We start from the raw sequence: 26653 nt of genomic DNA, 5'->3' as shown, positions 1-26653 counted from the left end.
GCCTCCACCCGCGCAAGCACCCTGCGCCGCTGCCGCTCCATGCGCTGCCGCGGTCCCGCAAGCCCTGCGCGCACCGCCCCCGCCACCCGCCGCACCACCGGTGGAAGCACCCCAACTCGCGCCCCCGCCTCCGCCGCCGACGCCCCTGCCGGACCCGAACGCGGAAGCCCCCGACCTCGTGGTGGAGTGATGACCGACGCGAAAGCCCGCGCGCTCGACGAGATCGCTTTTTGCGAAGCGATCCTTGCCAAGGGCGGGCAGAACGTCCTGACCGAAACCTTCCGCGACACAGCCGGTGTGACGGTCTGGGATCATTACCCGCAAGGCGACGTCTTCGACCCCGCCTCAGGCGCGCAATGGTTCTACCACTGCCACCCGGCGGAAGAGGGAGCGGCCGAGCACGGCCATTTCCACTGCTTCCTGCGCCCCGACGGCATCGCCGGCCCGATCCACCACCTCGCCGCCATCGGCGTCGATCCTTACGGAAAACCCCTGCGCATCTTCACGGTCAACCAGTGGGTGGTCGACGACGACTGGCTCGACGCCGAAGCGACGATCCCTCTCGCCCGCCGCTTCGACATGCAGATGCCGCGCCCGTCCTATCTGGTGAACCGCTGGCTGACCGCGATCTTCGCCGCCTATGAGGACGAGATCGCGCACCTGATCGCCGAGCGCGACCGCGTGCTCGCCGCCCACGTGCCCCCGCAGGGCATCGCCGCGCGCGAGGATCGCGCGCTCGAGGTCACCTCCGAGCTACTGCTCGCCGAGCTTCATTGACGGGTCGTATTCGACCCCCGGCACGTCCTTGACCACCGCCTGCCCGCACCGCATCGCTTTGGCTTCCGCGTCATAGGCATAGGTCGGCGAGCCGTGGAGATGCCAGCCCCTGGCGAGCGCGTTCGACACCTTGTGGCAGAAGCTCGAATCGTCCGGTCCGGTCAGCAATCGGTAAAGCCGCATGGGATCTTCCTTATTTTCCAGCCTTGGCAAGCAACCGCTCGGCCTGTTCCAGATGAAGCCGCTCGACCATCTTCCCATCGAGCGAGATGACGCCCCTGTCGCGATTTTCCGGCAGGGCAAAGGCAGCGCGGATGGCATGCGCCTCCCCAACCGCCTCCTCGCTCGGCGAAAACGCTGCATTGGCCGGATCGATCTGCGCCGGATGGATCAGCGTCTTGCCGTCGAACCCCATGTTCGCGCCCTCACGGCACTCGGCGCCGAACGCGTCGAGATCGCGAAAATCGTTCGACACCCCGTCGAGAACGTCGAGCCCGCCCGCGCGGGCTGCAAGCACCATCTGCATCAGCCACGGTGTCAGGTATCGCCTGTCCGGCGTCGCCAGGACGCCGGTATCCTTGACGAGATCATTGGTGCCGGCGACGAGGCAGGCGAGCCGCGCCGCATTGTCCCGGCCGAGTTCAGCGATGGCGCCCAGATTGAGCATGGCGCGGGGCGTCTCGATCATCGCCCACAGCCAGCATTCGGTGTCGCCCCGGTCGAGCAGCCGGTCGGCGTCGAGAACGTCACGCGGCCCATCGACCTTGGGCAGCAGCACCGCATCGGGCGAAGCCTCGCGCGCGGCGCGCAGATCGTCCCGGCCCCATTCGGTCGAGAGCGCATTGATCCGCAGCACGACCTCCTTCGCGCCAGCGCCGCGCCCGGCGATAAACCGGCATGCCGCCTCGCGCGCCTCGATCTTCTGCGACGGCGCGACCGCATCCTCGAGGTCGATCACCACCGCATCGCAGGCAAGCGTCGCGATCTTGGCAAGCGCCTTGGCATTTGTGGCGGGAACATAGAGCACCGAGCGGCGCGGACGGGTGGGTCGCATGGTCATGCCGCTTTGTGGCCCGACAGGACGGTTGCTGCAAGGGCTTGCCCGCGCGCGCCGAACCTGATTCCCTCTCAGCCCAAACGGGATTCCATCCATGCACCGCGATATCGTCATCGTCGGAGGCGCGATCGTCGGCGCATCCATCGCCTTTTTCCTGCGCGAGGAAGGCTATCGCGGCACGATCGCGCTGATCGAGCGCGACCCGAGCTTCGCGCAGGCCGCGACGACGCTCTCCTGCGCCTCGATCCGCCAGCAATTCTCGATCCCCGAAAACATCCGCCTGTCGCGCTTCACGCTCCAATTCTTCCACGAGCTTCAGGCCCGCTTCGGAGCTTCGGCCGACATCTCCTTTCGCGAAAGAGGCTATCTCATCCTTGCCAGCGATGAAGGCCGCGACATCCTCGCCGCCAATCATCGCGTGCAGATGGCCGAGGGCGCCGACATCGCGCTCCTGTCAGCCCCCGAACTCGAAGCTCGTTTCGCCTGGCTCTCGGCCGATGGTGTCGCCGCCGGCGCCTATGGAGTGAGCGGCGAGGGCTGGTTCGACGCCCATGCGTTGCTCGCCCTTCTGCGCACCGCGCTCAAATCCAGCGATATCGATCTCGTGAAGGGCGAAGTCGCCGCCATCACCCGCAGCGGCGGCCGCATCACCGGCGTCACGCTCGCCGACGGCGGCACGATCGAGGCCGGCGTCGTCATCAACGCTGCCGGTCCCAATGCCGGAAACGTCGCCGCACTTGCCGGCCTCGCGCTTCCCGTCGAGCCACGCAAGCGTTCGGTCTTCGTCTTCGAGGCGGCGGATCGCTTTGACGACATGCCGCTCCTGGTCGATCCGTCCGGCGTCTATGTCCGCCCCGAAGGCTCCGTCTACATCACCGGCGGCGCCGAAGATGCGAGCACCGACGGTCCGGCCGACCCCGCCGATTTCGAGCCAGACTGGCCGCTCTTCGAAGAAAGAATCTGGCCGGTCCTCGCCGCGCGCATCCCTGCCTTCGAGGCGCTGAAGCCCGGCCGCGCCTGGGCCGGACATTACGACTACAACAGCCTCGACCAGAACGCCGTCATCGGCCCCCATCCCGACGTCGCGAACTTCCTCTTCGCCAACGGCTTTTCCGGCCACGGCCTGCAGCAGGCCCCGGCAGTCGGCAAAGCGCTCGCCGAATGGATCGTCCACGGCGAATACCGCACCATCGACTGCACCGCCTTCGGCTACGAGCGCATCTTGAAAAGCCGGCCGTTCCGCGAATTGAACGTGATCTGACGCCGCCGGCGGCGGCCATTGACGTCGGGTGAGCGAACCCCTATTTGCGCGTCGGGCCGGAAGCGCCTGCCGCCCGCAGGCATCTTGCCATGGTGAAGCTTCCCTCGATCCTTCGTTTCCCTGTCTGGTGACGGTCGAAACGGCAAAGCGGGCACCCGTTGCGTGAACTTGCCGTCCTGTCCCGATAGGAGAAATGAGATGACGATCCAATCGTCTGACTTGAAGACCCATGCCCGCCGCCTGCGCACCGCGCTCGGCGAGGATGGCATCGCGATCACCCATTCTCAAGCGCTCGAACTCGTCGCCCGCCAGCATGGCGAGCGCGACTGGAACACCTTGTCCGCGCAGTCGCGGCCCCTCGCCGAGGCGCCCACTTCCGTGCCCTTCGCCGTAGGGGATGCGGTTTCCGGCACCTTCAACGGCAAGCCGGCGCGCGGTCATGTTCACGGCATCGCGCAGACGATCAAGCCGGACCTGTGGCGTCTCACCGTCGCCTTCAACCCGCCGGTCGACGTCGTCACCTCGCCGCTCTTCTCGGCAGAGCGTCGCCGGGTCGAGATCGTCGTCGGCGCCGATGGCCGTTCGCGCCGCTTGACCGGCACCGAGACCGGCGTGATGGAACTGGCCCGCGCCTGATTACGAAAGGGGCGGCGGCATTCGCCGCCCCTTTACCTTCCGATGCACCTTGCGGTAAACGAGACGCAACAATCGCACCAGAAGCGGGCTTCGGAAGATGGAAAAGTTCACGAAACTGACGGGCGTTGCCGCCCCCCTGCCCATCGTCAATGTCGACACCGACATGATCATCCCGAAGGATTATCTGAAGACGATCAAGCGCACCGGTCTTTCCAAGGGCCTGTTCGCCGAGATGCGCTTCAACGAGGACGGCACCGAGAACCCGGATTTCGTCCTCAACAAGCCGGCCTACCGCAATGCGCAGATCCTCGTCGCGGGCGACAATTTCGGCTGCGGCTCCTCGCGTGAGCACGCTCCGTGGGCATTGCTCGATTTCGGCATCCGCTGCGTGATCTCGACGTCGTTCGCCGACATTTTCTACAACAACTGCTTCAAGAACGGCATCCTGCCGATCACGGTCAGCCCCGAAGACCTTGATAAGCTTCTGGACGACGCGTCGCGCGGCGCCAACGCGACGCTGACCATCGACCTCGAAGCCTGCGAAATCCGCGGCCCCGACGGCGGCATGATCAAGTTCGACCTCGACGCCTTCAAGCGCCACTGCCTCCTGAACGGCCTCGACGATATCGGCCTGACGATGGAAAAGGCGCCGTCGATCGAAGGCTTCGAGAAGAGCTACGCCGAGAGCCGTCCCTGGGCCTGACCGCACATATGGCGCCCTTCATTCCCAAGCGTCTGGAACCGGTGGCCTTCGGCCTGTTCCTCACCTTCTTCATGACCTTCATCATCACCGGCATCTCGACGGTGCTGGTGGCGGGCGTCGATGCGCCCGGCTTCGCCGCGCTCTGGTTCCGGGCATGGATGTCGTCCTGGGCGGTCGCCTTCCCGGCCGTCCTCGTCGTCGCGCCCTTCGTGCGGCGCATCCTGCGGGTTATCGTCCGGCCCGCCTGAACCGCGAAAACCGCCACTGAAGGCGGATTTCCTTGTTCCGCCACGAAAAACGGCTAAACCGTCGCCAAAGCTCTCCAATCGAGGATCGCACGCGTGACGAACCAGACCCTGACCCGCTTTCTCGTCGAACAGCAGCGCCAGCAGGACGCGCTCCCCGGCCAGCTTCGCCTGCTGATCGAAATCGTCGCCCGCGCCTGCAAGGCGATCAGCCATTCGGTCAACAAGGGCGCGCTTGGCGGCATGCTGGGCGATCTCGGCAGCGAGAACGTGCAGGGCGAAGTCCAGAAGAAGCTCGACGTCATCGCCAACGAAATCCTGCTCGAGGCCAATGAGTGGGGCGGCCACCTCGCCGCCATGGCGTCGGAGGAAATGGAATCGATCTATGCGATCCCCAACCGCTTCCCGCGCGGCGAATATCTCCTCCTGTTCGATCCGATCGACGGCTCGTCCAACATCGACGTCGACATCTCGGTCGGCACCATCTTCTCGGTGCTCAAGGCCCCGGCCGGGGCGGAGGGCCGCGAGATCGACGAGCACGACTTCCTGCAAAAGGGCGCGACGCAGGTCGCCGCCGGCTACGCGATCTACGGCCCGCAGACCCTGCTCGTGCTCACCGTCGGCACCGGCGTCTACGAATTCGCGCTCGACCGCGACATGGGCTCCTGGCGCATGACGCACAAGGACATCAAGCTGGCGAAGGGCTATGCCGAATTCGCCATCAACATGTCGAACTACCGCCACTGGGCCCCGCCCATGCGCCGCTATGTCGACGAGTGCCTGGCGGGCAAGGACGGCGCGCGGGGCAAGAACTTCAACATGCGCTGGACCGCCTCCATGGTGGCCGACGTCCACCGCATTTTGAAGCGCGGCGGCATCTTCATGTATCCGTGGGATGCCCGCAAACCCGATATGCCCGGCAAGCTGCGCCTGATGTACGAGGCCAATCCGATGGCGTTCCTGATCGAGCAGGCCGGCGGCGCCGCCTATGACGGGCGCACCCGGATCATGGACATCGACGCAACCGCGCTGCACCAGCGCGTCGGCGTGGTGCTCGGCGATCCCGACGAGGTCGCCCGCGTCGTTGACTACCACCGCGAGGCGGAGGCAGTGCCCGCCCCCGCACCGGCCGCGCCGCGCGCCTGATCGGGGAACCGATCGGCATCGTCGGGCTTAAACCCCTGCCATGCCGATCGCCCGCCGCCTGCCCGAACTCGCCCTTCTTCGTATCAAGTCCCTTTTCGCGCGCTTTCGCCGCTTGCGGCCGCTAACGCGCATCGCCGCCCTGCTCGGCACCTTGGGCGTCGCCTTGCTCGCCGCGCTGACCTTCATCCCGGACCACATCCTCTTTCGCCAAAGGCTCGCCTTCTCGATCCTGGAGATGAGCAGTGCACGCGAGATGATCGCGCTCGACCAGCGCACCCATGACGGCCTGACGCTGCGCTCCTGGTACGTCGCCCCGCAGGAAGGGCGGCCGGTGATCGTCTATTTCGCCGGCCGCGACGGCGACATCCTGCGCAAGCCCGCCCATCTCGTCGAGCGCGTCGAGGATGGGTTCGGCCTCGTCCTCGTCGGCTATCGCGGCTATGGCGGCAATCCCGGCCTGCCGCGCGAGATCGACATGCACCGCGACATCCAGGGTCTCGTCGCGCGCCTGCGGTCCGACGATCTCGCCGGCAGCGGCCTGATCTTCTACGGCTATTCGATGGGCTCCGCCTTCGCCGCCAATGCTGCCGCGCAGGTCGATCCGCTGGCGTTGATCCTGGAAGCGCCGCTGTCGAACTTCCTCGCCGCCGTGCGCCAGCAGGCCGGTTACGTGCCGGGCTTCCTCGTGCGAACAAGGCTCGACAATCTGTCGCGCATTCCGCAGATCCGCGCGCCGATCCTGCTTCTGGCCGGCGGCCGCGATGCGGTGACGCCGCCGTCCTTTGCCCACGCACTGGCCGCCGCCAACCCCACCTTCGCTTCCGTCCAGACCTTCCCCGAGGCCAATCATTTCAGCATCGTGAGTCACGGCGGCCGCGAGGCGATCGGCGCCTTTCTTCAGGCGATCGAGAACCGGACGATGGCGGCCGCGGCCGCCTCTGGCGCATCGATCTCCTGACGGAAAGGCTGGACGGATCGGCGCTCGCGCAATATCAGCGACGGCGACACAATCTGTCGCGGCGCATGCGTGCCGGGCAATCTTTCACGATCGGAGGTTCTTCATGGCATCGCGCAAGCTTCTTCTTCTCCCCGGCGACGGTATCGGCCCCGAGGCCATGGCCGAGGTCCGCAAGCTGATCGCGGTCATGAACGACGAGATGGGTGCCGGTTTCGAGATCGAGGAGGGCCTTGTCGGAGGCGGTGCCTACGATACGCACGGCCAGTCCATCTCCGATGCCGACATGGAAAAGGCGATGGCGGCCGATGCCGTTCTGTTCGGCGCCGTCGGCGGACCCAAGTGGGACGGCGTGCCCTATGACGTGCGCCCCGAGGCCGGACTCCTGCGCCTGCGCAAGGACATGCAGCTCTTCGCGAACCTGCGCCCGGCGATCTGCTATCCCGCTCTCGCGCAGTCTTCGTCGCTGAAGCCCGAAGTCGTCGAAGGCCTCGACATCCTGATCATCCGCGAACTGACCGGCGGCGTCTATTTCGGCGAACCGAAGACCATCACCGATCTCGGCAACGGCCAGAAGCGCGCCATCGACACGCAGGTCTACGACACGTTCGAGATCGAGCGCATCTCCGGCGTCGCCTTCGAGCTCGCGCGCACGCGCCGCAACGAAGTCTGCTCGATGGAAAAGCGCAACGTCATGAAGTCGGGCGTGCTGTGGAACGAGGTCGTCACCGCCACCCACAAGGCGAAATATTCCGACGTCAAGCTCACCCACATGCTGGCCGATGCCGGCGGCATGCAGCTCGTGCGCTGGCCCAAGCAGTTCGACGTCATCGTCACCGACAACCTCTTCGGCGACATGCTCTCCGACGTTGCGGCCATGCTCACCGGCTCGCTCGGCATGCTGCCCTCCGCCTCGCTCGGCGCACCGGATGCCAAGACCGGCAAGCGCAAGGCGCTCTACGAGCCCGTCCACGGCTCGGCGCCCGACATCGCCGGCCAAGGCATCGCCAACCCGATCGCCATGATCGCCTCCTTCGCCATGTGCCTGCGCTATTCCTTCGAGATGATCGCCGAGGCCGACCGGCTCGAAGCCGCCATCTCGGCCGTGCTCGACGACGGCATCCGCACGAAGGACATCGCGTCGGAAGGCATGGACACCGTCTCGACCGCCGAGATGGGCGACGCCATCGTGGCCAAATTCCGCGCCGCTTCGGCCTGATTCCAAGCCGCGCCGCTTTGGCGAAACAAACGGGTCGCGCATGGCGCGATCCGCGACAAAGCGATCCTTTCCGGCCGATTGACCCCTGATCGCCCGGAATGCTATTCCAACGGCAACTGTCCGCGCCCGCCACGCGTTTGATCGCGAAGCCGCCCGAGCGCTCCTCACAACAGCCTCAAGGATGATCATGCAGACCGCCGCACTTGCCGTGACGACCGACGAGGCTCCCGAGTTTCCGATTCCGGCGAACACCTATGCCGAGCGCGTCGTCTCGGTCACGCATTACACCGACAGCCTGTTCTCCTTCCGCATCACGCGGCCGGCCGCCTTCCGCTTCCGCTCGGGCGAGTTCGTCATGATCGGCCTGCCGAACGCCGAGCGCCCGGTCTTCCGCGCCTATTCGATCGCCAGCCCCGCCTGGGACGAGGAGGTCGAGTTCTATTCGATCAAGGTCGCCGACGGCCCGCTGACCCAGCACCTGCAGAAGATCCAGCCCGGCGACACGGTGCTGATGAAGCACAAGTCGACGGGCACGCTGGTGCTCGACGCGCTGACGCCGGCGAAGCGCCTGTGGATGGTCGCGACCGGCACCGGCTTTGCGCCCTGGGCGAGCCTGCTGCGCGATCCGGAAACCTATGAGAAGTTCGACGAGATCGTCGTCACCAACACTTGCCGCGACGTCGCCGATCTCGCCTATGGCGACCAGCTCGTCGCCTCTCTCGAAAACGACCCGCTGATCGGCGAACTGACGGCCGGCCGCGTCAGATACGTCGCCACCACCACGCGCGAGACCTCGCCGCAAATGGGCCGCATCACCACGCTGATCGAGAATGGCGACCTTTTCCGCATCGTCGGCTGCGCGCCCTTCGACCGCGAAGCCGATCGCGTCATGATCTGCGGTTCGATGGCGATGCTGAAGGACGTCAAGGCGCTGGTCGAGGCGCATGGGCTGGAGGAAGGCTCCAACAACAAGCCGGCCGATTTCGTCGTCGAGCGCGCCTTCGTCGGCTAACACGGCTTCACTTCGGCGGGCAGCGGAACCGCCAATCGGACCGCACGTTTTCCTTGACGGTCAAGGAGAACAATCATGAGAATCGACGATATCCGCGTCTCGCGCGCCGCCAGTGATGGCGGCTCCGCAGAAGTCTTCCTTCGAGACGACGATGGCGCGGAAATCCGCGTCGGCCTGCCGCTTGGCCCCGTCTCCAGCGACGACCGCGCCTCCATCCTCGACGAGGTGCGCAGCCTCTTGAATGCCGCCGTCGAGGCGATCGGCGCGACCACCGCGCTTCCCGATGGGCTGACGCCGGCCAACGGCAACGAGGAGGTTTCCCTAGATTCGCTGGACATGCCGAATGACGGCCGCCCGCTTGAATCGCTCGAGGAAGAAGACGACAATGCCTACCAGGAATCGGATGAGGCGCTGCCCGACGAACGAGCCGAGCAAGCGCTTGCCGCTGGCCTGACACGCGGACGCTTCGGCGATCCCGCCTAGCGACAGTTCAGGCTTTGACCTGGTCGCGTCGGTGATGGCGGATACCGCAATCCGCTTCGCCGCATCGCGCCTCAGGCCGGCTCGACGCTTACGGTCGTGCGCATGACGAGCGCGTCGCCGAGTTCTTCGGCAAGCGTCGTCAAAGCCGTCGGCACGGCTTCCTGTTCGATCGGCATCATCAGGAAGTCGAGTTCGCCGACCGCGTCCTGATCCTGATTGCGCTTGGGGGTGTCCAGCATGCCGGGCACTCTCTTTTTAACATATGTTAGTCGCCTTCAAACGCAGCTATAGGCGGAATGATCCCGCCCTCAAACCGCCGAAGCGCGCTTTTCACGCAAAAGTCAGGACTGCAAACGCAAAACGCGCCCGGATGGGGCGCCTCTGCAACAGTCGGCGAAAGCCTGGACCCGCATCAGCCAATGGCTGGCAGATGTCCGAGCAAATCTTCCATGTGGATCGGGAACTTGCGCACGCGATGGCCGGTCGCGGCGAACACCGCATTGGCAATCGCCGGTCCCGCGCCGCAGATGCCGAGTTCACCGATACCCTTGGAGCCCAGCGGATTCGAGTTCTCGTCGAAGCCTTCGATCATGTGAACGTCGAGCCGCGGCACGTCGCGATTGACTGCCACGTGATACTCGGCGAGGTCACGGTTCATGAACGCGCCATAGCGCTCGTCCATCAGGCTTTCTTCCATCAGCGCCGCACCGATGCCGAAGATCATGCCGCCCATGAGCTGCGAGCGGGCAGTCTTTTCGTTGAGGATGCGGCCGGCATCGAAGACGCCGGTCAGCCGCCGCAGCCGGATTTCGCCGGTCACGGCATCGACGGCCACTTCGGCGAACTGCGCGCCGTAGGAATACTGCGCCATCGTCTTGTATTCCTTGCCCGGCTTCGCCGCGCCCTTGGCGGAAACTCCGCCCGACCCGTCGCCCAGTTGCGCGATCGGCAGTGAGCGGTTGCCGAGGGCGATGTTCGCGCCATCGATCCGCAGCTCCTTCGAATTCGCGCCCTTCCACTCGCTGTCGGCCCTGGCCGCGCGCTTGAGAAGATCGTCCTTCAGCGCCTTGGCGGCCTCGAACACGGCCGTGCCGGTCGAACCCGCGCCGAACGAGCCGCCCGAACCGCATGTCTCGGGGAACTCCGTATCGCCGAGCTTCACCGTCACATGATCCGGCGCAACGCCCATAGCCTCGGCGGCGATCTGCGTCAGGATCGTATAGGTGCCGGTCCCGATATCGGTCATGTCGAGCCGCACCGTCACATGGCCGTCGGTCGAAAGCTCGATTTCGGCCTCGGCCTCCTGCATCAGGTTCGGTCGGATGGCAGCAGCCATGCCGTGGCCGATCAGCCAGTCGCCTTCGCAGCGCGAAACCGGGCCCTTCCAGCCGAATTTCTCCGCGCCTTCCTGCAGGCAGCGGCGCATCTTGCGCGTCGAAAAGGGCTTGCCCGAATGCGGGTCCTTTTCCGGCTCGTTGCGCACCCGGAACTCCACCGGATCGACCCCGCAGGAATGCGCCAGCTCGTCGATCATGCTTTCGAAGGTCAGCGTCCCGACCGCTTCGCCCGGCGCGCGCATCGAATCCGCCTTCGGAATGTCGCCCTCGACCACGCGATGGCTGGTGCGCATCGCCTTGGTGGCGTAGCTCGCGCGCGTCGGCGAGGCGGCTGCCTCGGCAAAGGGGTAGTCGCGGGCCATGATCGACAAGGTGGCGTGGTCGATCGCAACGATCTTGCCATTGGCGTCCGCGCCCAGTTTCAGTCTTTGCCGATGACGCGGCCGGTGCGGTCCGTTGGAAAAGACGTTTCGGCGGTGCTGCGCGATCCGCACCGGCTTTCCCGTCAACTTTGCGCCATGCGCGGCGAGGATCGCCTCGTTGTGGACGCCGAGCTTCGAGCCGAACCCGCCGCCGATATAAGGCGAGACGATCCGCACGTCTTCGGGGTCGATGTCGAACGTGTTGGCGAAGGCCTTGCGCCCGTCGCCGAGAATCTGGATTGACATGTGGATGGTCAGCTTGTCGCCATCCCATTCCGCCACCGTCGCATGCGGCTCCATCGCGGCGGCATGCTGGCTCGGCGTATGGAACTCGCCCTCGACCTGGTGCGCGGCCTTCTTGTATTCGGCTTCGAAGTCGCCGGCTTCGGTGTCGACCTCGGGCGTGCCGTCGAGCTCGTCCGGCTTGACCGCCTGATCTTCATGTTTTTCAGGGTTGAAGACGCCATCTTCCGCCGCGATTTCGCAGCGGACGAGCGATGCAGCATGTCGTGCCTGCTCGAATGTTTGCGCGACGACAAGCGCCACGGGATAGCCGAGATGGCGAACCTCGTCGGATCGCATCATGGCATGCGATTGCGCGAAGCGCCCGCCCTTGGCGCGCTCGCCGAACGGGATCTGCTTCGGCGTGTTCTCATGCGTCACGACAGCCTCGACGCCAGCGCACGTCTCGGCCGCCTTGGTATCGATGGACACGATGCGTCCTTTCGCGACCGGCGATTCCACGATGAAGCCGATGAGGTGGGGCTTGTCGCCGCGCCAGTCGGCAGCATAGGTCGCCCGTCCCGACACCTTCAGCGGGCCTTCGACGCGGTCGAGCGGCTGGCCGATCAGGCCTTTGAACTCGTGTTCGCTCATGCCGCCTTCTCCTGCTTTTGCGTCATCTCGGTGAGGCTGGCGACGATCAGCCGGCGCATCAGCGGAATCTTGAAATCGTTGTCGCCCTGCCCCTTCGCCTCGGCGAGTTCGGCGTCGGCCGCTTGCTCGAACAGTGACTGGGATGGCTTCTTGCCTTCCAGCACCTCCTCGGCCCGCGCAGCCCTCCAGGGCTTGTGTGCCACGCCGCCCAGCCCGATCCTGATCTTCAGGAAATGCCCTTCCAGAAGATCGAACGCGATGCCGATCGAGACGACCGCAAAGGCGTAGGACGAACGGTCCCGCACCTTGCGGTACATCTGGAATTCCTGTGCCTTGTGCAGGACGACATGCGTGATGAGTTCGCCCTGCCCAATCTGATGATCGACATGCGGCGTGTCGCCCGGCAGCCGGTGCAGCGCATCCGCCGGGATGGTCCGCACGCCGCCGTGCGGCAGCACCGTCTCGATATCCGCGCCGAGCGTCACCATCGCCACCGCCATGTCGGATGGATGGACGGCGATGCAGTTCTCGCTCGCGCCAAGGATCGCGTGAAAGCGGTTGAGGCCGCCGATCGCGTCGCAGCCCGAACCTGGCTCGCGCTTGTTGCAGGCGCGCTGGGTGTCGTAGAAATATTGGCAGCGCGTGCGCTGGAGGAAATTGCCACCGGTCGTCGCGCGGTTGCGCAATTGCTGCGTCGCGCCCGACAGAAGTGCGGTCGAGAGAAGCGGATATTTCTCCCGCACCGCCGGATCGGCCGCAAGCGCGCTGTTCGTCACCGCCGCGCCGATGCGCAACCCGCTCTCCGTCGCCTCGATTTCCTCATGCGGCAGGCGCGAGACGTCGACCAGCGTCTCCGGTCGCTCGATCTCGTGCTTCATCAGGTCGACGAGATTGGTGCCGCCACCGAGGAACTTGGCGCTCTTCGCACTGGCGGCGGCCACGGCCACCTTGTCGTCGGAAACGCGGGAATAGCTGAACGGCGTCATGTCCGCGCCTCCGCAACTTCCATGATCGCATCGACGATGTTGTTGTAGGCACCGCAGCGGCAGAGGTTGCCCGACATGCGCTCGCGGATTTCCTCGTCGATCAACTCGACCTTTTCCTTCGTCACCACAGATGGCTCGCCGCGCTTCAGTTCGTCGAGCAGCGCGGTCGCGGAACAGATCTGCCCCGGCGTGCAATAGCCGCACTGGAACGCGTCGTGCTTGACGAACGCGGCCTGCAGTGGCGACAGCGCCTCTCCGTCCGCCATGCCCTCGATCGTCGTCACCTCGTCGCCTTCATGCGCGACGGCGAGCGACAGGCACGAATTGATCCGCCGCCCGTTGACGATGACAGTGCACGCGCCGCACTGGCCATGGTCGCAGCCCTTCTTGGAGCCGGTCATGGCAAGGTTTTCGCGCAGGAGGTCGAGGAGGCTCACCCTTGGATCGATCTGGAGATCATGGGGCGTGCCGTTGACGGTCAGTCGTAACGGGTGCATCCGCTGCCTTTCGTGGTTCCGCGCAAGGCGCGCGGCGATGGGTGGCACAGGCATGGCGCGGACGGGACGTGAGGCTCGTCTGCCATTTCGTTGGCCGAGGCGGGAAATCGGGAAAATCGCCTCGTTCCCCGGTACCGTCGTGCCCGATTGACACGCGCCATGCCTGCTTCAACGGACAAACCGCAAAGCGCCGGTCAATGTTCCTGCGGAATTTTCTACAAGCGCTGGATCACCAGTTCGAAGGTGATCAGAACGCCGACATCGCGGGCAAGCCGGCCATGGCTGACCGCGCCGTCGAGACCGACGATGGCGACGTCGAGTTCGCAGCGTCCATTCTGATACCGGCCGTCGGTGACGAGGAGTTCGGTCGCGTAGGACGCGACCTCGGGGCCGTCCTCGAACAGGGCCCCGACCGTGCTTCCGACCCCGAAAATTCGGGCTCGTTCCACCGAATTTCGGGCGCAAACTGCCTCGATTGCAGCCAGAACGGGCTCATTCGGGCGCAGAACGAGCGCAAAACCATCCGGTTTGGAGGTGGTTTCAGACCGCTTTGGCGCGAATAATCGGAAATTGGTCTCGGAATTATCCCCGACCTCGAACCGCGCACCGTCCATTTTGAGGCCGGTGACGACGCAGTCCGACGCAACGATGCAGTCGAGTGGGAGAAGGTGACCCATGCGCCCCGCCCACTCTCCGTGACAGTGCAAAAACGGCTCTCCATCGCGGATTCCGACGATCGCACCGGCCCGCTCGATGGTCGCCGCTTGAAGCGTATGGGTCTGCGAATACCAGGCGACATGATCGGCATCCGGCGCGGCGCCGGGAATGACGTAATCGAGCGGCGCAAGCGGCACGCCCGACAGGTCCACATAACCGGAAAACCCTTGCATTCCATGAGCTTGGGCTATCTCGTCATTGACCTTCAGCCCGGCCTTCAGATGCAATTCCACCGGCTCGATCCGGCACGGAACGGCAATAGCGCGCTCCGCCGCGACAGGTCCGGGCTGGCGCATCGTGCGCATTCAGACCGCCAGCCCCGCATTTACGAACCCGCCATCGACGGCCAGCACCTGCCCGTTAACGTAGCTCGCCTCGTCCGAAAGCAGAAAAGCCACCGCCTGCGCGATTTCGCGCGGCGAGCCATAGCGGCCCTGCGGCACGCGCTCATTCCATTGCCGACGCACGTCGTCGGTATGGATCGACCGGGCGAGCGGGGTGTCGATGGGACCGGGCGCGATGGCGTTGACGCGGATACCGTGCCGGCCGAGTTCGGTCGCCATGATCATGGTCATCAGGTTGACTGCGCCTTTCGATGAGCCGTAGGCGACGCGGCCCTTGTTGCCGGTGAGGCCGGAGACCGAGCTGATGTTGACGATCGACCCTGGCGTTCCGGCCGCGATCCATTGCCGCGCGGCGGCGCGCGCGACGATGAAGGTGCCCGTCAGATTGACGTCGACGATGCGGCGAAAATCGGCGACTTCCGTTTCGACGGCCGGCTTGTCCATGCCGATTCCGGCCGAATTGACGACGCCGTTCAGCGGACCGGCGCTTGCGAAGGCCGTTTCGACGTCCGCCTCATTGGCGACGTTTCCGGCAAGGCCTGCCGCGCTCGGGCCGAGTTGCGCGCAGGCGGCGTCGATAGCGTCCTGCTTCAGGTCGAAGAGAAAGACGGGAATACCGCGCTCGACGAGGATCGCGGCGGTGTCGAGGCCGATGCCAGACGCGCCGCCGGTAATGAAGACCGCGCCCGCCATCAGCTTGCCTTCGCCGTGAGGGCGGCGAGGTCGCCGCGCTTTTCGAGTTCCTCGCGGATCATCTTCTTGGCGATCTTGCCATAGGCAGATTTCGGCATCTCGTCCCAGAAGACGATGAGCTTCGGCATCTTGTAGCGCGCGATCTTCGGCTCGAGGAAGGCGCGCATGTCGATGGTCCTTGCGTCCGCGCCGGGCCGGGCGACGCAGACGGCAACGCCGATCTCGCCCCACATCGGGTCGGGCACGCCGAGGACGGCGGTTTCGGAAATCTCCGGATGGGTCAGGATCTTCTCCTCGATCTCGCGCGGATAGATGTTGGAGCCGCCGGAAATGTACATGTCCGAGGCGCGGCCGGTGAGGTAGACGAAGCCGTGCGCGTCCATATGGCCGAGGTCGCCGGTGCGGAACCAGCCATTGCGGAACGACTTGGCGTTGGCCTCCGGATTGTCCCAGTAGCCGGCAAAGACCGCCGGCCCGACGACGCAGATCTCGCCCGTCTCGCCAAGGCCGACCGCCTCGCCCGCATCGTTCTGGATCTCGACCTCGATGCCGGTGCGCTCGAAGCCGCACGAGCCGATCCGCGCCAGCGAATCGTCCACCGAATGGTGGGCGGGCGGCAGGACGGTGATGTTGCCGGTGACCTCGCCGAGGCCGAAATACTGGACGATGACCGGACCGAGCTTCTCCAGCGCGTTGACCTGGTCGGTCCGATACATGGGCGCGCCGGCATAGATGACGTAGCGCAGCGAGGAATGATCGAAACGGTCGACCGACGGGTCCTCGACGAGCAGCTTCAGGATGGTCGGCACGGTGAAGGCATTCGACACCTTCCACTTTTCGACCAGTTGCCAGACGGTCGGAACATCGAGCTTGTCGGTCGGCAAAAGCACCGTCTTTACGCCATGCGCGACCTGCGCGAGCTGGTGAACGCCGGCGCCGTGCGACAGCGGCGCGACCACGATCGAGGCGTCCTCGTGGGTCGTTCCGGGCATCAGGTCGCACAAATGATTGGTGACGACGAACCCCATCTGGCCATGCGTCAGCACCGCAGCCTTCGGACGTCCGGTCGTACCGGAGGTGAAGAAGAACCAGCATGGATCGTCGCGGTCGACGACGGTCATAGGGACCGTCCGGCCCTCGTTGCGGGCGACGATGGCGTCGTAATCCTCGCCGAATTCGGCCTCGCCGATGGCGATGAAGAAGCGCGCGTCCGGCGCCTGCTCGCGCACGGCCTGCGCGTGGCCGGCGAATGGGGCGGCGCAGATCATGCCGACCGCGCCGCTCGCCTTCGCCAGATAGGCAACCTCGTCTGGCGATTGGCGGTAATTGGTCGGGACCCACACCGCGCCGATGCGAAAGCAGGCGAACATGGATTCGAACATCTGGTTGTTGTTGGCCGACTGGACGAGCACCCGGTCGCCCTTCTGAACGCCGAATTCGGTGGCGAGCGCATGCGCGAACGCCTCGACGCGCGCCTGCATCGCCGCCCAGGTCCATGTCTCATCGCGCCAGACGAAGCCGATCTCGTCCGGATGGCGCCGGGCGGACTGGGCGAGGAAATTCGCAAGGTTCATCGCGCGGGTGGTGACTGGTTTCATCGGTTAATCCTGAAGGCTCATGCGGTTTTGCGCCCGGCCTCTGGCACGGGCGTGAAATAGACGGATTGGCGCTGCGCCAGCTTCTGCTCGACGCGGGTGGCCTCGGCGGCTAGAAGCGCGCCGATCTCGGCCTGGCGGGGCCCTTGCAGGCGGCTGTCGATCGCGGCGATGGACAGCGCGCCGACCGACCGCCCGAACGGATCGCGGATCGCGACGCCGACGCCCCAGGAATTGGCGACGATCAGACCGGGATTGAGGGCGTAGCCCTGCGCGCGCGTCTCGGCCACATCGGCGCGAATGCGCTCGGGCGGATAGAGCGGGTAGCTCGCCGCGAGCACCGGCGCATTGGCTTCCAGCACGGCTTCGATCTCCTCGTCGGGCATCGCCGCCAGAATGGCGAGCGAGCCCGCGCCGCAGCCGAGCGGATGCTCGAACCCGGTCTGGAGTGCATGGGTACGCACCGGATAGGTGCCTTCCTCGCGGTGGAGGCAGACCGAGACGAGGTCGCGGCGGACCGAGACGAAGGCGGAATCCTGCGTCTGCCGCGACAGGCGCACGACGCTGTCCATGGCGAATTGCAGAAGGCCGTAGCGCGGCGCGGCGAGCGAGCCGAGGACATAGGATTCGGCGCCGAGATAATAGCGCCGCGTCGTCTCGTCCTGCTCGACGAACCCGGCGCGCATCAGGGCCAGCAACAGGCGGCGGGCGGTCGGTTTGTTGAGCCCGGATTCCTCGACGAGCGTCGACAGCGGGACGCCGCGCCCGGCATGACGCCCCACCAGGGCCAGAAGTCCTAGCGCCCGATCCACGCTCTGGGCTCCGCCAAAATCCACCCGATGCTCCTCCCGTCCCGCATCAGCGCGGTCCACATCATGGATAGGCAGCGTAGTCAGCTCGTTGCCGGCTGTAAAGTCGCAACGAATTTCGCCTTGCAATCTGGCCCCGCATCCGTATCGTCACACCGTTCGCGGCAGGACGCTGCGGTCCATATCGTGGACCATGTTGTCGGCGGGAGAGAGAAACCCGACGGTGTGGGCCAATTAACGGAGGAAAACCAATGAACTTCCTGAAGACGGGCGCGACCGCGCTCACCTCGGTTCTGGCGGGTCTCGCCATGATGTCGGCCGCCTCGGCCGAAACGTTCCGCCTGTCGCACAACACCGGCGACACCACGACCTGGCATCGCGGCGCCGAAAAGTTCAACGAGCTCGTCAAGGCGGCGACTGGCGACGAGATGGACGTGCGCACCTTCCCGAACGCCCAGCTTTCCGGCGGCGACCAGATGCGCCAGGCCGAAATGGTCGGTCGCGGCGCCATCGATTTCGTGATGACCTCGGCCATCAACGTGACGCCGCTAGAGCCGCAGATGGCGGTCTTCTCGCTGCCCTATCTCTATTCGTCCTACGAGGAAGTCGACGCCACGGTCGACGGCGCGCCGGGCGACGCGATGAAGGAAATCATGCTCAAGCACAACATCGTCGTGCTGGCATGGGGCGAGAACGGCTTTCGCGAAGTGACCAACAGCAAGAAGCCGATCACCAAGCCGGAAGACCTGGCCGGCCTCAAGATGCGCGTCGCGGGTCCGATGTATATCGACGTGATGAACGCGCTGGGCGCCAACCCGCAGCAGATGCAGTGGACGGAAACCTTCACCGCGCTTCAGCAAGGCGTGGTGGACGGCCAGGAAAACCCGGTCGGCGCCGTGATCATTCCGCAGCGCGTCTATGAAGTGCAGAAATACCTGACCACCTGGAAATATTCCTACGACCCGGTGTTCCTCGGCGTTTCCAAGCAGCTCTGGGATTCGTGGGACGCGGAAACCCAGGAAAAGATGCAGACGGCGGCCACCGAGGCCATGGCCTACCAGAAGCAGATCACGCGCGAGGACACCGACAAGGGCCTCGACACGCTGCGCGAGAACGGCATGGAAGTCTACGAGCCGACGGCCGAAGAACTTCAGGCCTTCCGCGATGCGACCAAGCCCGCATTCGACACCTGGGCCGAAAAGGTCGGCACGGACCTGGTGCAGACCTTCCAGGATGCGATTTCGGCGAATTGAGTGCTGAGACCCGGCTGGCAGGTTGGGCGCTTTATGGCGCCCCCCTCTGCCCTGCCGGGCATCTCCCCCGCATGGGGGGAGATCACGCGGTGCCGTCGACGCGCCTAATCGCCCCCCTCGGGGGGGCGTGCCCCGGCAGGGCAGAGGGGGGCGCCGTAGGGCAACAGCGGATCGAGGTGTCCAACTTTGACCCGCTCCACCCGCGCCGACTATCGCACGTTCCGCACCATCACCACGCGCTGGATGGACAATGACGCCTATGGCCACATGAACAATGTGGTGCACTACTCCCTCTTCGACACGGCCGTGAACGGCTGGCTGATCGAGAACGAAGTGCTCGACATATACAGGGGCGCGCAGATCGGGCTCGTGGTCGAGACGGGCTGTCGGTACTTCGCCGAAATGGCCTTTCCGGACACGATCCATGCCGGCATCCGCGTCGCCAAGCTCGGCAATTCGTCGGTGCGCTACGAGATCGGGCTGTTCCGCAACGATGAGGACGAGGCCGCGGCCGAAGGCTTCTTCGTCCATGTCTATGTCGATGCGGGAACGCGCCGCCCTGCACCGCTCGATCCGGCCTTGCGCACCCTCCTCGAAAGCATCGCATCATGACCGTCGACCGCATCGTCCAGCTCGAAACGCTCGCTGCCGAACAGGAGCGGACGATCGAAGATTTGTCGGCGGAGGTCGCGCGCCAGTGGCAGGTGATCGAACGGATGCAGAAAAAGCTCGACGCGTTGACGCACCGGTTCCTCGCGCTCGAAGAGCAGTCGGCGCCGGACGTGCCGATCACCAAGCCGCCGCACTATTAGCGGAGCGCCCCCTCCCTCCCTTCGGGCCACCTCCCCCGCAGGCGGTGGAGGTGGCGGCACTTCTAGACGAAAAAGGCCGGGCGAACCCGGCCTTTCTCTTCTGCTCGGTCCGCCGAACAGAACGATCTGATCGCTTCCGGCGATTACATCGCGGGCAGGATCGCGATGTCGCGGATATCGCCTTCGGCGCCGGTGATCTCGGCAACCATCTCGGTCGCGCCGGTTTCAAGGTCGACAGTGTAGAGGCCGTTGCCGGCGACGAGCCAGGCGGTGTTCTCGCCTTCGGCGGTCGCCTGGATGTCGAGCGCGAAGGTTTCCGCGCCCTCGATGCCGAGCGCGCCGAGGGTCGCCAGCGTGCCGTCATTCGGTGCCGTCTGGCGCAGAAGAGCACCCAGACCTGCGTCGATGTCGTACATCGCGGTCGCCTCAGGGGTGCCGACCGAGTTGGTGTAGGCGGTGGCGACGACGTTCGGCGTCGCGTCGGCGTTCTCGTCGCCGGCCTCGAAGTTGAGCGAACCGTCGACGGTCGTCTCACCGGTGTCCGGGTGGACGCGCAGATTGGTGCCGTCGGTACCCATCACGCGGATGCGGTCGGCGACCGGATTGAAGTCCACCATGCCGGCAACGCCGTCGGGCAGCATTTCGGACAGGGTTTCGCCAGCGGTCGCAGCACCGGTTTCGAGGTCGATGGTGACGATCGTGCCGTCGCCGGCGACGCCGTAGAGCATGTTGTCGGCGGGACGCACGTCGATGCCGATCAGGCTGTCGACGCCCTCGACCTCGACCGTGTTCGATACTTCGGGCGCATCGGTATCAAACCAGACGAGCGTCTTGTCGCCGACGAGACCGACGGCGGGCGCGGCAATCGCGGCGGATGCGAGGCCAAAGGTGGCGACGCTGGCGGCAAGGGCGATGCGGGTGAGATGAATGGACATTGACGGTTCTCCTGTTGGCGTTCCAAAAAACGTTTCTCGGAGAGGCGCGCGACACACCGGCGATACGCACCGGGACGCACAGGTCCTCCGAGGTCCTTACCCGCCGGCGGGCGCTCTGGATGCAGCGCCTCGAATTTTTTTCGCGCATCCGCATCGGAACGCACGTCCTGGCGTGTAAAGTGCGCGAAAAGACGACTCGGGGAGCTCTCGCATTGGATGCACGTATGGAAGATTGCGACACGTTGATGCGCCGGGTGGCGGGCGGGGATCGATCGGCGCTGGCCGCGATCTTCGATCTCGAAGCCGGCCGCCTGATCGCCATCGCCAAGCGCATCGTGCGTCGTCGCGAACTTGCCGAGGAAGTTGTGCAGGAGGCCTTCGTCACCATCTGGCGCAAGGCCGCGCTCTTCGACCATGAACGCGGCGCGGCGCGCGCCTGGATGACGACCATCGTGCGCCACCGGGCGCTCAACATCATTCGCGACGGCGGCAGGCTCGACTTCCACGATGCCGACCAGCTCGCCACGCTCGGCGACCGCGCGGCGGAGGCGGATACCGCCTATGCCGACCTGTCGGAGGCCGAAGACCTCAAGCGCTGCCTTGCGCAACTCGAGCCCGAGCGCAGGCGATCCATCGTCATGGCCTATGTGGTCGGCTTCTCGCACGGCGAGATCGCGGCCCATCTCGGTGCGCCGGTCGGGACCGTCAAGGCGTGGATCAGGCGCGGCGTCGCTTCGCTCAAGGAGTGCCTTTCATGAGCCGCGAGGAGCGAAACATGCGCGCCGGCGACTATGTGCTCGGCCTGATGGACGAGACCGAGCGCGCGCGCGCCGAGCGCGACATGACGATCGACGCCGAGTTCCGCGATGCCGTCTGGTCCTTCGCCTCGCGCCTCGAAGCGCTCGACGGCCACGCGCAGGAGCCCGTCGCCGAAGGGTTGTGGTCGCGCATCGCGGCCGAGATCGCCGGTGTCACGCAGCAAACCCGCCTCGAACTCGTCCAGTCCGACATGGCGGTGGCAGGCGTCCCGCTGACGCCGCCCGACCGTCACGGCGCGCTCGGCCTCAAGCGCCCGATGTCCGGTTTCTTCCGCGGCGCGCGTGGCACCGCGCTTGCCGCCACCATGCTTGCGGCTTGCGCGCTCGGCTATGTGATCGGCCAGGCCTCGGTCACGGCTCGGGACCCCGAAGTCGTCGTGGTGCTCCTCAACGAGCAGGACGTGCCCGGCGCGCTGGTGGAAGCCTATGCCGACGACCGCGTCCGCATCCTGCCGCTGACGGATTTCGAAGTGCCCGCCGGCAAGGTGCTGGAAGTCTGGACCTTGTTCGACGCCGATGTCGGGCCGGTCTCGCTCGGGACGATGGCGTCGTCGCGCGAGGCGGTGCTGTCCGGCCCCGACCTGCCCGCGCCGCGGCCCGACCAGCTCTACGAGATCACGCTCGAGGATGCGCCGCGATCCTCGGCCGGCCGGCCGCTCGGGCCGATCCTCGTCAAGGGGCTCGCCGTCTCCCCGCCGCGATGAGCGGCAGCAGGATCGCCCCGCCGGCCAGGCCGGTGAGCGCCAGGAACCAGCCATAGCCGGTCCAGCCGGCGCGCTCGATGATGAAGGCGGCAAGCGGCGGGCTTGCCAGCGTCGCAAGTCCGCCCGCCTGGCTGACGAGGCCGATGGCGGCGGGAACCGCCTGCGGCCGCGCGACCAGGAACGGGATCGCCGCGAACAGAACCGAGGCGACGACGCCGCTCGCCACCGCCATCGTCACCGCCCCCCAGCTTGCCGCGAACGCGCCTCCCGACACGAAGGCGAAGTAGGCGGCGGCGGCGGTCACGCCGAAGGCGGCAATCCCCAGCACCATCATGAAGCGTGCCGTGCGCCCGGCGACGAGGACGCCTGCGAGCGCATTGCCGATGGGCGTTGAGAGAGCCACCAGCGCGGGCGCGAAAAGAAGCGCGCCGGGAACGGATGCGAAGGTCGGCATGAAGGTGAAGAGCGCCACCGACTGGAGCACGAAGGCGCCGAAGGCGAGCGCGACGAGCACGATGCTGACGCTGAAGACGCCCGATGCGCCCGCAGGCACAGGCGCAGCATCCGCCGGCACGCCCGTCAGCCAGCGCAGGACGACGTTCGAGGCGAGCGCCAGCGCGGCGAAGAGCAGGATGACGACAAGCAGATAGGTTTGCGCGCCGAAGGCCGGAGCGATCAGGCCCGCCAGCACGTCGGACGAGGCATAACCGAGCGGCACGAAGCCGCTCCAGATCGCCAGTACCGGCCCGCGCCAGGTCGGCGGCGAGATCGCCGTCAGGAGCGATGGCAGGCCGACGCACAGGACGACATAGCCGAGCCCCTCGATCATGCGCGCGGCGAAGATCAGGCCCGGCGACGTCGTCGCGGCCAGGATCAGCCCGCCCGGAACGATGATCGCGGAGGCGACGACGAAGGCGCGCTGCGGCCCCATGCGGGCGATGGCGAAACCGGCCGGCAGCGCCGCGAGCGCGACGAAGATGCCGATCAGCGCCGTCACCCAGCCGGCCTCGACCAGCGTCATGCCGATCGTCTCGACATACCAGCCGATCAGCGGCGCGGTCTTGGCAAGCTGAGCGCCGGTGAAGACGCCCGTCGCCAGGAGCAGGACGATGGCGGCAATGCGCAGGGGTCTGTCGGGCAGGCTTTGCAAGGACCGGGCTCCGGCGGGTGTTTTCGCGGCTTACCTATCGGGGCAAGCCGCGCTTGTCGCTTTCCAAGGGTGCTATTCGCATGGGCCAACCTGACACCCCGCAAACGAAAACCGCCGGGCTGTGAGCCCGGCGGTCTTCAACGATTAGCCGTACCAGATCAGTAGGGGCAGGCGTTGTCGGACATGAAGTCGTGGACTTCGACCGCGCCGGAAATGATGTCTGCCTTGGCCTTTTCGACCGCCGCTTCCATCTCGTCCGTGATCAGTTCCTCGTTGTTCTCGTCGACGGCATAGCCGACGCCATCCTCGGCGAGGCCGAGATTCTGGATGCCGTAGTCGAACGATCCGTTCTTGGCGTCCATGAAGGCGTTGTAGACGGCGACGTCGACGCGCTTGATCATCGAGGTCAGGACAGAGCCGGGATGCATGCCGTTCTGGTTGGAATCGACGCCGATGCCGAGAATGTCGGCATCCGCCGCAGCCTGCAGAACGCCCACGCCCGTGCCGCCGGCCGCGTGATAGACGACGTCCGCGCCCTGGTCGACCTGGTTGCGGGTGATCTCGCCACCACGGGTCGGATCGTTCCAGGCGGCCGGGGTGTCGCCGGTGTAGTTGCGGATGACGTTCGCGTCCGGATTGGCCGCCTTGACGCCGCCGACATAGCCGCATTCGAACTTGCCTATCAGCGGAACCTGCATGCCGCCGACGAAGCCGACCGTGCCGGATTCGGACGCCATGCCGGCGAGGATGCCGACGAGGTAGGACCCCTCCTGCTCCTTGAAGACGATCGAACGGACGTTCGGCTTGTCGACGACCATGTCGATGATGGCGAAGTCGGTCTCGGGATATTCCTCGGCGACCACTTCGAGCGCGGCGGACCAGTTGAAGCCGGCCATCACGATCGGGTTGCGGCCGTCCTCGGCGAAGCGGCGCAGCGCCTGCTCGCGCTGGGCCTCGTTCGAGATCTCGAACTCGACATATTCGGTTCCGGTCTCTTCCTTGAACTGCTCGGCACCGCCGAACGAGGCTTCATTGAAGGACTTGTCGAACTTGCCGCCGAGATCGAAGAGAAGGCCGGGGCTGATTTCGTCCTGGGCAAAGGCCGGAACGGTCAATGCTGTTGCGGCCAGAAGGCCAAGAACCATACGCTTCATCGTGATCCACACCCTGTCGGTTGTTTTTGCCTGGTGCCGGCGCGACGGGTGACCCCGCGCGCCGGATCGGCGGGGTATCCCCCGCTCGGGCATCACTCTTGCATGCAGGCGGACAAAATTCACGCGGAATTTTTGACCTTTTGGATAACAGGATGAGTGCTTCCGTGCCCCGAGGCGAAAAGCGGGGCCGTCCGGTTCAACCTGCCGCGGCGGCCGCGCCTGCCGGAACCTGGCAGGCCACGCCGGTCCCCTTCAGCCCGCAATAGCCATAGGGGTTCTTGGCCAGATATTGCTGGTGGTCTTCCTCGGCATAATAGAAGACCGGCGCCGCCATGATCTCCGTCGTCACGCGGCCGAGCCCCTTCGCCTTCAAGGCGCGCTCGTATTCCGCCTTAGAAGCCTCGGCCGCCTGCAACTGGGCCTCGGTCGTGGTGTAGATCGTCGAACGGTAGGTGGTGCCGACATCGTTGCCCTGGCGCATGCCCTGCGTCGGATCGTGGCTTTCCCAGAAGATGCGCAGCAGCTCGCCGAGCGATACCTGCTTCGGATCGTAGATCACCTTGACCACTTCGGCATGCCCGGTCAGCCCGGTGCAGGTTTCCTGGTAGGTGGGGTTGGGCGTGATGCCGCCGGCATAGCCGACCGCCGTCAACCAGACGCCCGGCGTCTGCCAGAACAGGCGCTCGGCGCCCCAGAAGCAGCCCATGCCGAAATAGACCGTCTCGAATCCGTCCGGCGCCTCGGACTTCTGCGCGATGCCGGAAACATAATGGCTGGCCGCGGTCGGGATCGCGTTCGCGCGACCAGGCAGCGCCTCGGACGCGCTCGGCAGTTTCAGCTTCTTGTTGAGGACGTCGCCCAGAAAGAACATCGTATTCACTCCTTCGAGCGGTCTTCCGCTCATGCGTGCAGGGCACCGCGCGGATCGCGTCGGCGCCGGTAGCCTAAGGCGTAGAATATGAGGGCGAGGCCGGCGAAAACCAAGATGGCGGGGGCCGACAGTATCGCGACTGTGATCGACGTCCAGGCGTCGGCAAACGCTCCTGCCGGCGCGATACCCGCCAGCATCGCTTCCAGGTCGAGCCCCGCGGACCGCGCCGCATCGACGAGCGGCGTCGCCAGCGGCGCCGCCGCCGCGATCGAGCGGGCGGCGTCGATGACGGCGACGATGACGCCGAGCGCCAGAAAGAACGAAGAGACGAGACGAAGCAGGAAACCCATGCGCCACCCTTATCATGCATGACGTGGCCGGCGAAGCGACCCTCATCTGCAGCTAGGCCAAGCCGTCGTCCGACGCAATGCGACAGGCCACAATTCCCGTCACCGGCGCACTGTGCCGACGAAATGTCCGTTCCATCCTCTTTCCCGGCGCGAAGGACTTCACAAGCCCGCTGCAATCGACTAGATCAGCGCCGTGCCGCGCGAGATGCTCGCCGCGACACGCCGGAGAGGTGGCCGAGTGGTCGAAGGCGCACGCCTGGAAAGTGTGTAGGCGGGAAACCGTCTCGAGGGTTCGAATCCCTCTCTCTCCGCCATTTGATTTCTCAGAAATCAACCTGAATAACAGCTTTTTCGTCGCTTTTTCTGCCTGATCCGACCCCATTCGAAGGGTTCGGCACGATGGAAGAAAATCGGGTATCGCACGGGGTATCGTCGCGGGTATCGCAAAATGACGCGCGCGAAGTCGCCTCGCAGAAGGCCGTCACGCGCCGCGGCGCGGGGCCCTATCTCGTCCAGTCTGGAAGGAGTTACCTTTTTCAGATTAAGCTGCCCAAGGAGATCGGCGGCGGCCGCGGATCGCGACCTGTCCGGATCAGTCTGGGACCGATACCCAAACAGCGCGCCCGCATGTTCGCCGATCGGCTGGCGTCGATCGCGCGGGTCGAGTTCGACAAATTGGCAAGGGTGCAAAGTATGAGTGGTGCCGATTCCGAAGCGCCCTTCGATCCAGATCGCGAGTCCCACCAAGATTATCTCGCTCGGATTGGCGACCCCCACTTCGAACCTGATCTCCTGTTTCCAGGCGACAATCCGGTAGCGCAGATTGCCGGAGCCTT

General features: G+C 65.6%; 31 protein-coding genes and 1 tRNA gene. 17 read left to right on the top strand and 15 right to left on the bottom strand.

Annotated features, from left to right (window positions below; genetic code table 11):
- Positions 1 to 189 precede the first annotated feature (189 nt).
- Positions 190 to 777 carry a DUF6969 family protein gene (locus ACT6QU_RS18820; RefSeq protein WP_444563435.1) on the top strand — a complete coding sequence of 196 codons (588 nt, stop codon included), beginning with the start codon at positions 190 to 192 and terminating at the stop codon, positions 775 to 777.
- On the opposite strand, the gene ACT6QU_RS18815 is transcribed toward ACT6QU_RS18820, so the two are convergent.
- Together ACT6QU_RS18815 and ACT6QU_RS18810 are read right to left on the bottom strand one after the other, a co-directional pair.
- Positions 754 to 960, bottom strand: coding sequence for a DUF1737 domain-containing protein (locus ACT6QU_RS18815; RefSeq protein WP_444563436.1), 207 nt, complete (start codon positions 958 to 960; stop codon positions 754 to 756). The two genes, ACT6QU_RS18820 and ACT6QU_RS18815, sit on opposite strands and share 24 nt — an antisense overlap.
- 10 nt (positions 961 to 970) lie before the next feature.
- A complete protein-coding gene (locus ACT6QU_RS18810; RefSeq protein WP_444563565.1) occupies positions 971 to 1831 on the bottom strand; it encodes an HpcH/HpaI aldolase/citrate lyase family protein in 861 nt (286 codons plus the stop codon).
- Between the two features lie 97 nt (positions 1832 to 1928).
- Between ACT6QU_RS18810 and ACT6QU_RS18805 the strand changes: the two genes are divergently transcribed.
- From ACT6QU_RS18805 to ACT6QU_RS18765, 9 genes are all read left to right on the top strand, one after another.
- On the top strand, positions 1929 to 3095 hold the full coding sequence (locus ACT6QU_RS18805; protein WP_444563437.1) for an NAD(P)/FAD-dependent oxidoreductase: 1167 nt from the start codon (positions 1929 to 1931) through the stop codon (positions 3093 to 3095).
- Between the two features lie 198 nt (positions 3096 to 3293).
- Complete coding sequence (locus ACT6QU_RS18800) at positions 3294 to 3731, top strand: glyoxalase superfamily protein (RefSeq protein ID WP_444563438.1); 438 nt, start codon at positions 3294 to 3296, stop codon at positions 3729 to 3731.
- Positions 3732 to 3828: 97 nt separating this feature from the next.
- Positions 3829 to 4434, top strand: coding sequence for a 3-isopropylmalate dehydratase small subunit (gene leuD, locus ACT6QU_RS18795; RefSeq protein ID WP_444563439.1), 606 nt, complete (start codon positions 3829 to 3831; stop codon positions 4432 to 4434).
- Positions 4435 to 4442: 8 nt separating this feature from the next.
- Positions 4443 to 4682, top strand: a complete 240-nt coding sequence (locus ACT6QU_RS18790) for a DUF2798 domain-containing protein (RefSeq protein WP_444563440.1) — start codon at positions 4443 to 4445, stop codon at positions 4680 to 4682.
- Positions 4683 to 4775: 93 nt separating this feature from the next.
- Entirely contained in the window at positions 4776 to 5825 is a 1050-nt protein-coding gene (locus tag ACT6QU_RS18785) for a class 1 fructose-bisphosphatase (protein WP_444563441.1), read from the top strand.
- Positions 5826 to 5865: 40 nt separating this feature from the next.
- Positions 5866 to 6783: an alpha/beta hydrolase gene (locus tag ACT6QU_RS18780; RefSeq protein WP_444563442.1), complete on the top strand. Its 918-nt coding sequence runs from the start codon at positions 5866 to 5868 to the stop codon at positions 6781 to 6783.
- Positions 6784 to 6886: 103 nt separating this feature from the next.
- Positions 6887 to 7999: a 3-isopropylmalate dehydrogenase gene (gene leuB, locus ACT6QU_RS18775; RefSeq protein ID WP_444563443.1), complete on the top strand. Its 1113-nt coding sequence runs from the start codon at positions 6887 to 6889 to the stop codon at positions 7997 to 7999.
- A gap of 187 nt (positions 8000 to 8186) precedes the next feature.
- Positions 8187 to 9011 carry a ferredoxin--NADP reductase gene (locus ACT6QU_RS18770; RefSeq protein WP_444563444.1) on the top strand — a complete coding sequence of 275 codons (825 nt, stop codon included), beginning with the start codon at positions 8187 to 8189 and terminating at the stop codon, positions 9009 to 9011.
- A gap of 75 nt (positions 9012 to 9086) precedes the next feature.
- Entirely contained in the window at positions 9087 to 9494 is a 408-nt protein-coding gene (locus tag ACT6QU_RS18765; protein WP_444563445.1) for a hypothetical protein, read from the top strand.
- Between the two features lie 71 nt (positions 9495 to 9565).
- Here ACT6QU_RS18765 and ACT6QU_RS18760 read toward each other — a convergent pair whose 3' ends face one another.
- The 8 genes from ACT6QU_RS18760 to ACT6QU_RS18725 all read right to left on the bottom strand — a co-directional run bounded on the left by ACT6QU_RS18760 (position 9566) and on the right by ACT6QU_RS18725 (position 17797).
- Complete coding sequence (locus ACT6QU_RS18760) at positions 9566 to 9733, bottom strand: hypothetical protein (protein ID WP_444563446.1); 168 nt, start codon at positions 9731 to 9733, stop codon at positions 9566 to 9568.
- Positions 9734 to 9906: 173 nt separating this feature from the next.
- Positions 9907 to 12129 (bottom strand): xanthine dehydrogenase family protein molybdopterin-binding subunit, encoded by a 2223-nt coding sequence (locus ACT6QU_RS18755; protein WP_444563447.1) that lies wholly within the window; start codon positions 12127 to 12129, stop codon positions 9907 to 9909.
- Positions 12126 to 13115 (bottom strand): FAD binding domain-containing protein, encoded by a 990-nt coding sequence (locus tag ACT6QU_RS18750; protein ID WP_444563448.1) that lies wholly within the window; start codon positions 13113 to 13115, stop codon positions 12126 to 12128. Before ACT6QU_RS18750 ends, ACT6QU_RS18755 begins: the two co-directional genes overlap by 4 nt.
- Positions 13112 to 13720 carry a 2Fe-2S iron-sulfur cluster-binding protein gene (locus tag ACT6QU_RS18745; RefSeq protein WP_444563566.1) on the bottom strand — a complete coding sequence of 203 codons (609 nt, stop codon included), beginning with the start codon at positions 13718 to 13720 and terminating at the stop codon, positions 13112 to 13114. Before ACT6QU_RS18745 ends, ACT6QU_RS18750 begins: the two co-directional genes overlap by 4 nt.
- Positions 13721 to 13827: 107 nt before the next feature.
- Entirely contained in the window at positions 13828 to 14634 is an 807-nt protein-coding gene (locus ACT6QU_RS18740; protein ID WP_444563449.1) for a DUF296 domain-containing protein, read from the bottom strand.
- Positions 14635 to 15366, bottom strand: coding sequence for an SDR family NAD(P)-dependent oxidoreductase (locus ACT6QU_RS18735; RefSeq protein WP_444563450.1), 732 nt, complete (start codon positions 15364 to 15366; stop codon positions 14635 to 14637).
- Entirely contained in the window at positions 15366 to 16964 is a 1599-nt protein-coding gene (locus ACT6QU_RS18730; RefSeq protein ID WP_444563451.1) for an acyl-CoA synthetase, read from the bottom strand. Before ACT6QU_RS18730 ends, ACT6QU_RS18735 begins: the two co-directional genes overlap by 1 nt.
- Before the next feature lie 17 nt (positions 16965 to 16981).
- Positions 16982 to 17797 carry an IclR family transcriptional regulator gene (locus ACT6QU_RS18725; protein ID WP_444563452.1) on the bottom strand — a complete coding sequence of 272 codons (816 nt, stop codon included), beginning with the start codon at positions 17795 to 17797 and terminating at the stop codon, positions 16982 to 16984.
- 224 nt (positions 17798 to 18021) lie between these two features.
- On the opposite strand from ACT6QU_RS18725, the gene ACT6QU_RS18720 reads away from it, so the two are divergent.
- The 3 genes from ACT6QU_RS18720 (at position 18022) to ACT6QU_RS18710 (ending at position 19835) form a co-directional block, all read left to right on the top strand.
- Entirely contained in the window at positions 18022 to 19023 is a 1002-nt protein-coding gene (locus ACT6QU_RS18720; protein WP_444563453.1) for a DctP family TRAP transporter solute-binding subunit, read from the top strand.
- A 243-nt stretch (positions 19024 to 19266) separates the two neighbouring features.
- Positions 19267 to 19635, top strand: a complete 369-nt coding sequence (locus ACT6QU_RS18715) for an acyl-CoA thioesterase (protein ID WP_444565934.1) — start codon at positions 19267 to 19269, stop codon at positions 19633 to 19635.
- A complete protein-coding gene (locus tag ACT6QU_RS18710) occupies positions 19632 to 19835 on the top strand; it encodes a SlyX family protein (RefSeq protein ID WP_444565926.1) in 204 nt (67 codons plus the stop codon). The genes ACT6QU_RS18715 and ACT6QU_RS18710 overlap by 4 nt, the downstream gene beginning before the upstream one ends.
- Before the next feature lie 143 nt (positions 19836 to 19978).
- On the opposite strand, the gene ACT6QU_RS18705 is transcribed toward ACT6QU_RS18710, so the two are convergent.
- Positions 19979 to 20770 carry a DUF4394 domain-containing protein gene (locus ACT6QU_RS18705; protein ID WP_444565927.1) on the bottom strand — a complete coding sequence of 264 codons (792 nt, stop codon included), beginning with the start codon at positions 20768 to 20770 and terminating at the stop codon, positions 19979 to 19981.
- A 212-nt stretch (positions 20771 to 20982) separates the two neighbouring features.
- On the opposite strand from ACT6QU_RS18705, the gene ACT6QU_RS18700 reads away from it, so the two are divergent.
- Together ACT6QU_RS18700 and ACT6QU_RS18695 are read left to right on the top strand one after the other, a co-directional pair.
- On the top strand, positions 20983 to 21528 hold the full coding sequence (locus ACT6QU_RS18700) for a sigma-70 family RNA polymerase sigma factor (protein WP_024586806.1): 546 nt from the start codon (positions 20983 to 20985) through the stop codon (positions 21526 to 21528).
- Positions 21525 to 22292, top strand: a complete 768-nt coding sequence (locus tag ACT6QU_RS18695) for an anti-sigma factor (RefSeq protein ID WP_444565928.1) — start codon at positions 21525 to 21527, stop codon at positions 22290 to 22292. The genes ACT6QU_RS18700 and ACT6QU_RS18695 overlap by 4 nt, the downstream gene beginning before the upstream one ends.
- Here ACT6QU_RS18695 and ACT6QU_RS18690 read toward each other — a convergent pair.
- The 4 genes from ACT6QU_RS18690 to ACT6QU_RS18675 all read right to left on the bottom strand — a co-directional run bounded on the left by ACT6QU_RS18690 (position 22261) and on the right by ACT6QU_RS18675 (position 25817).
- A complete protein-coding gene (locus ACT6QU_RS18690) occupies positions 22261 to 23442 on the bottom strand; it encodes an MFS transporter (protein WP_444565929.1) in 1182 nt (393 codons plus the stop codon). The genes ACT6QU_RS18695 and ACT6QU_RS18690 overlap by 32 nt on opposite strands.
- Before the next feature lie 158 nt (positions 23443 to 23600).
- Positions 23601 to 24596: a BMP family lipoprotein gene (locus ACT6QU_RS18685; RefSeq protein WP_444565930.1), complete on the bottom strand. Its 996-nt coding sequence runs from the start codon at positions 24594 to 24596 to the stop codon at positions 23601 to 23603.
- A gap of 196 nt (positions 24597 to 24792) precedes the next feature.
- Complete coding sequence (msrA, locus tag ACT6QU_RS18680; RefSeq protein ID WP_444565931.1) at positions 24793 to 25467, bottom strand: peptide-methionine (S)-S-oxide reductase MsrA; 675 nt, start codon at positions 25465 to 25467, stop codon at positions 24793 to 24795.
- 29 nt (positions 25468 to 25496) lie between these two features.
- The gene (locus ACT6QU_RS18675) at positions 25497 to 25817 is read right to left on the bottom strand and encodes a hypothetical protein (protein ID WP_444565932.1); all 321 of its coding nucleotides are present in this window, start codon (positions 25815 to 25817) and stop codon (positions 25497 to 25499) included.
- 224 nt (positions 25818 to 26041) lie between these two features.
- Between ACT6QU_RS18675 and ACT6QU_RS18670 the strand changes: the two genes are divergently transcribed.
- Both ACT6QU_RS18670 and ACT6QU_RS18665 read left to right on the top strand, forming a co-directional pair.
- Positions 26042 to 26131: transfer RNA gene (locus ACT6QU_RS18670), tRNA-Ser, on the top strand.
- Positions 26132 to 26216: 85 nt separating this feature from the next.
- A partial coding sequence (locus ACT6QU_RS18665) for a hypothetical protein (protein ID WP_444837013.1) occupies positions 26217 to 26653 on the top strand: 437 nt, incomplete at its 3' end.

This window comes from Aliihoeflea sp. (assembly GCF_052435475.1).
In the GTDB taxonomy this organism is placed as follows: Bacteria; Pseudomonadota; Alphaproteobacteria; order Rhizobiales; family Rhizobiaceae; genus Aliihoeflea.
This window is presented reverse-complemented; position numbering and strand designations above follow the sequence as displayed.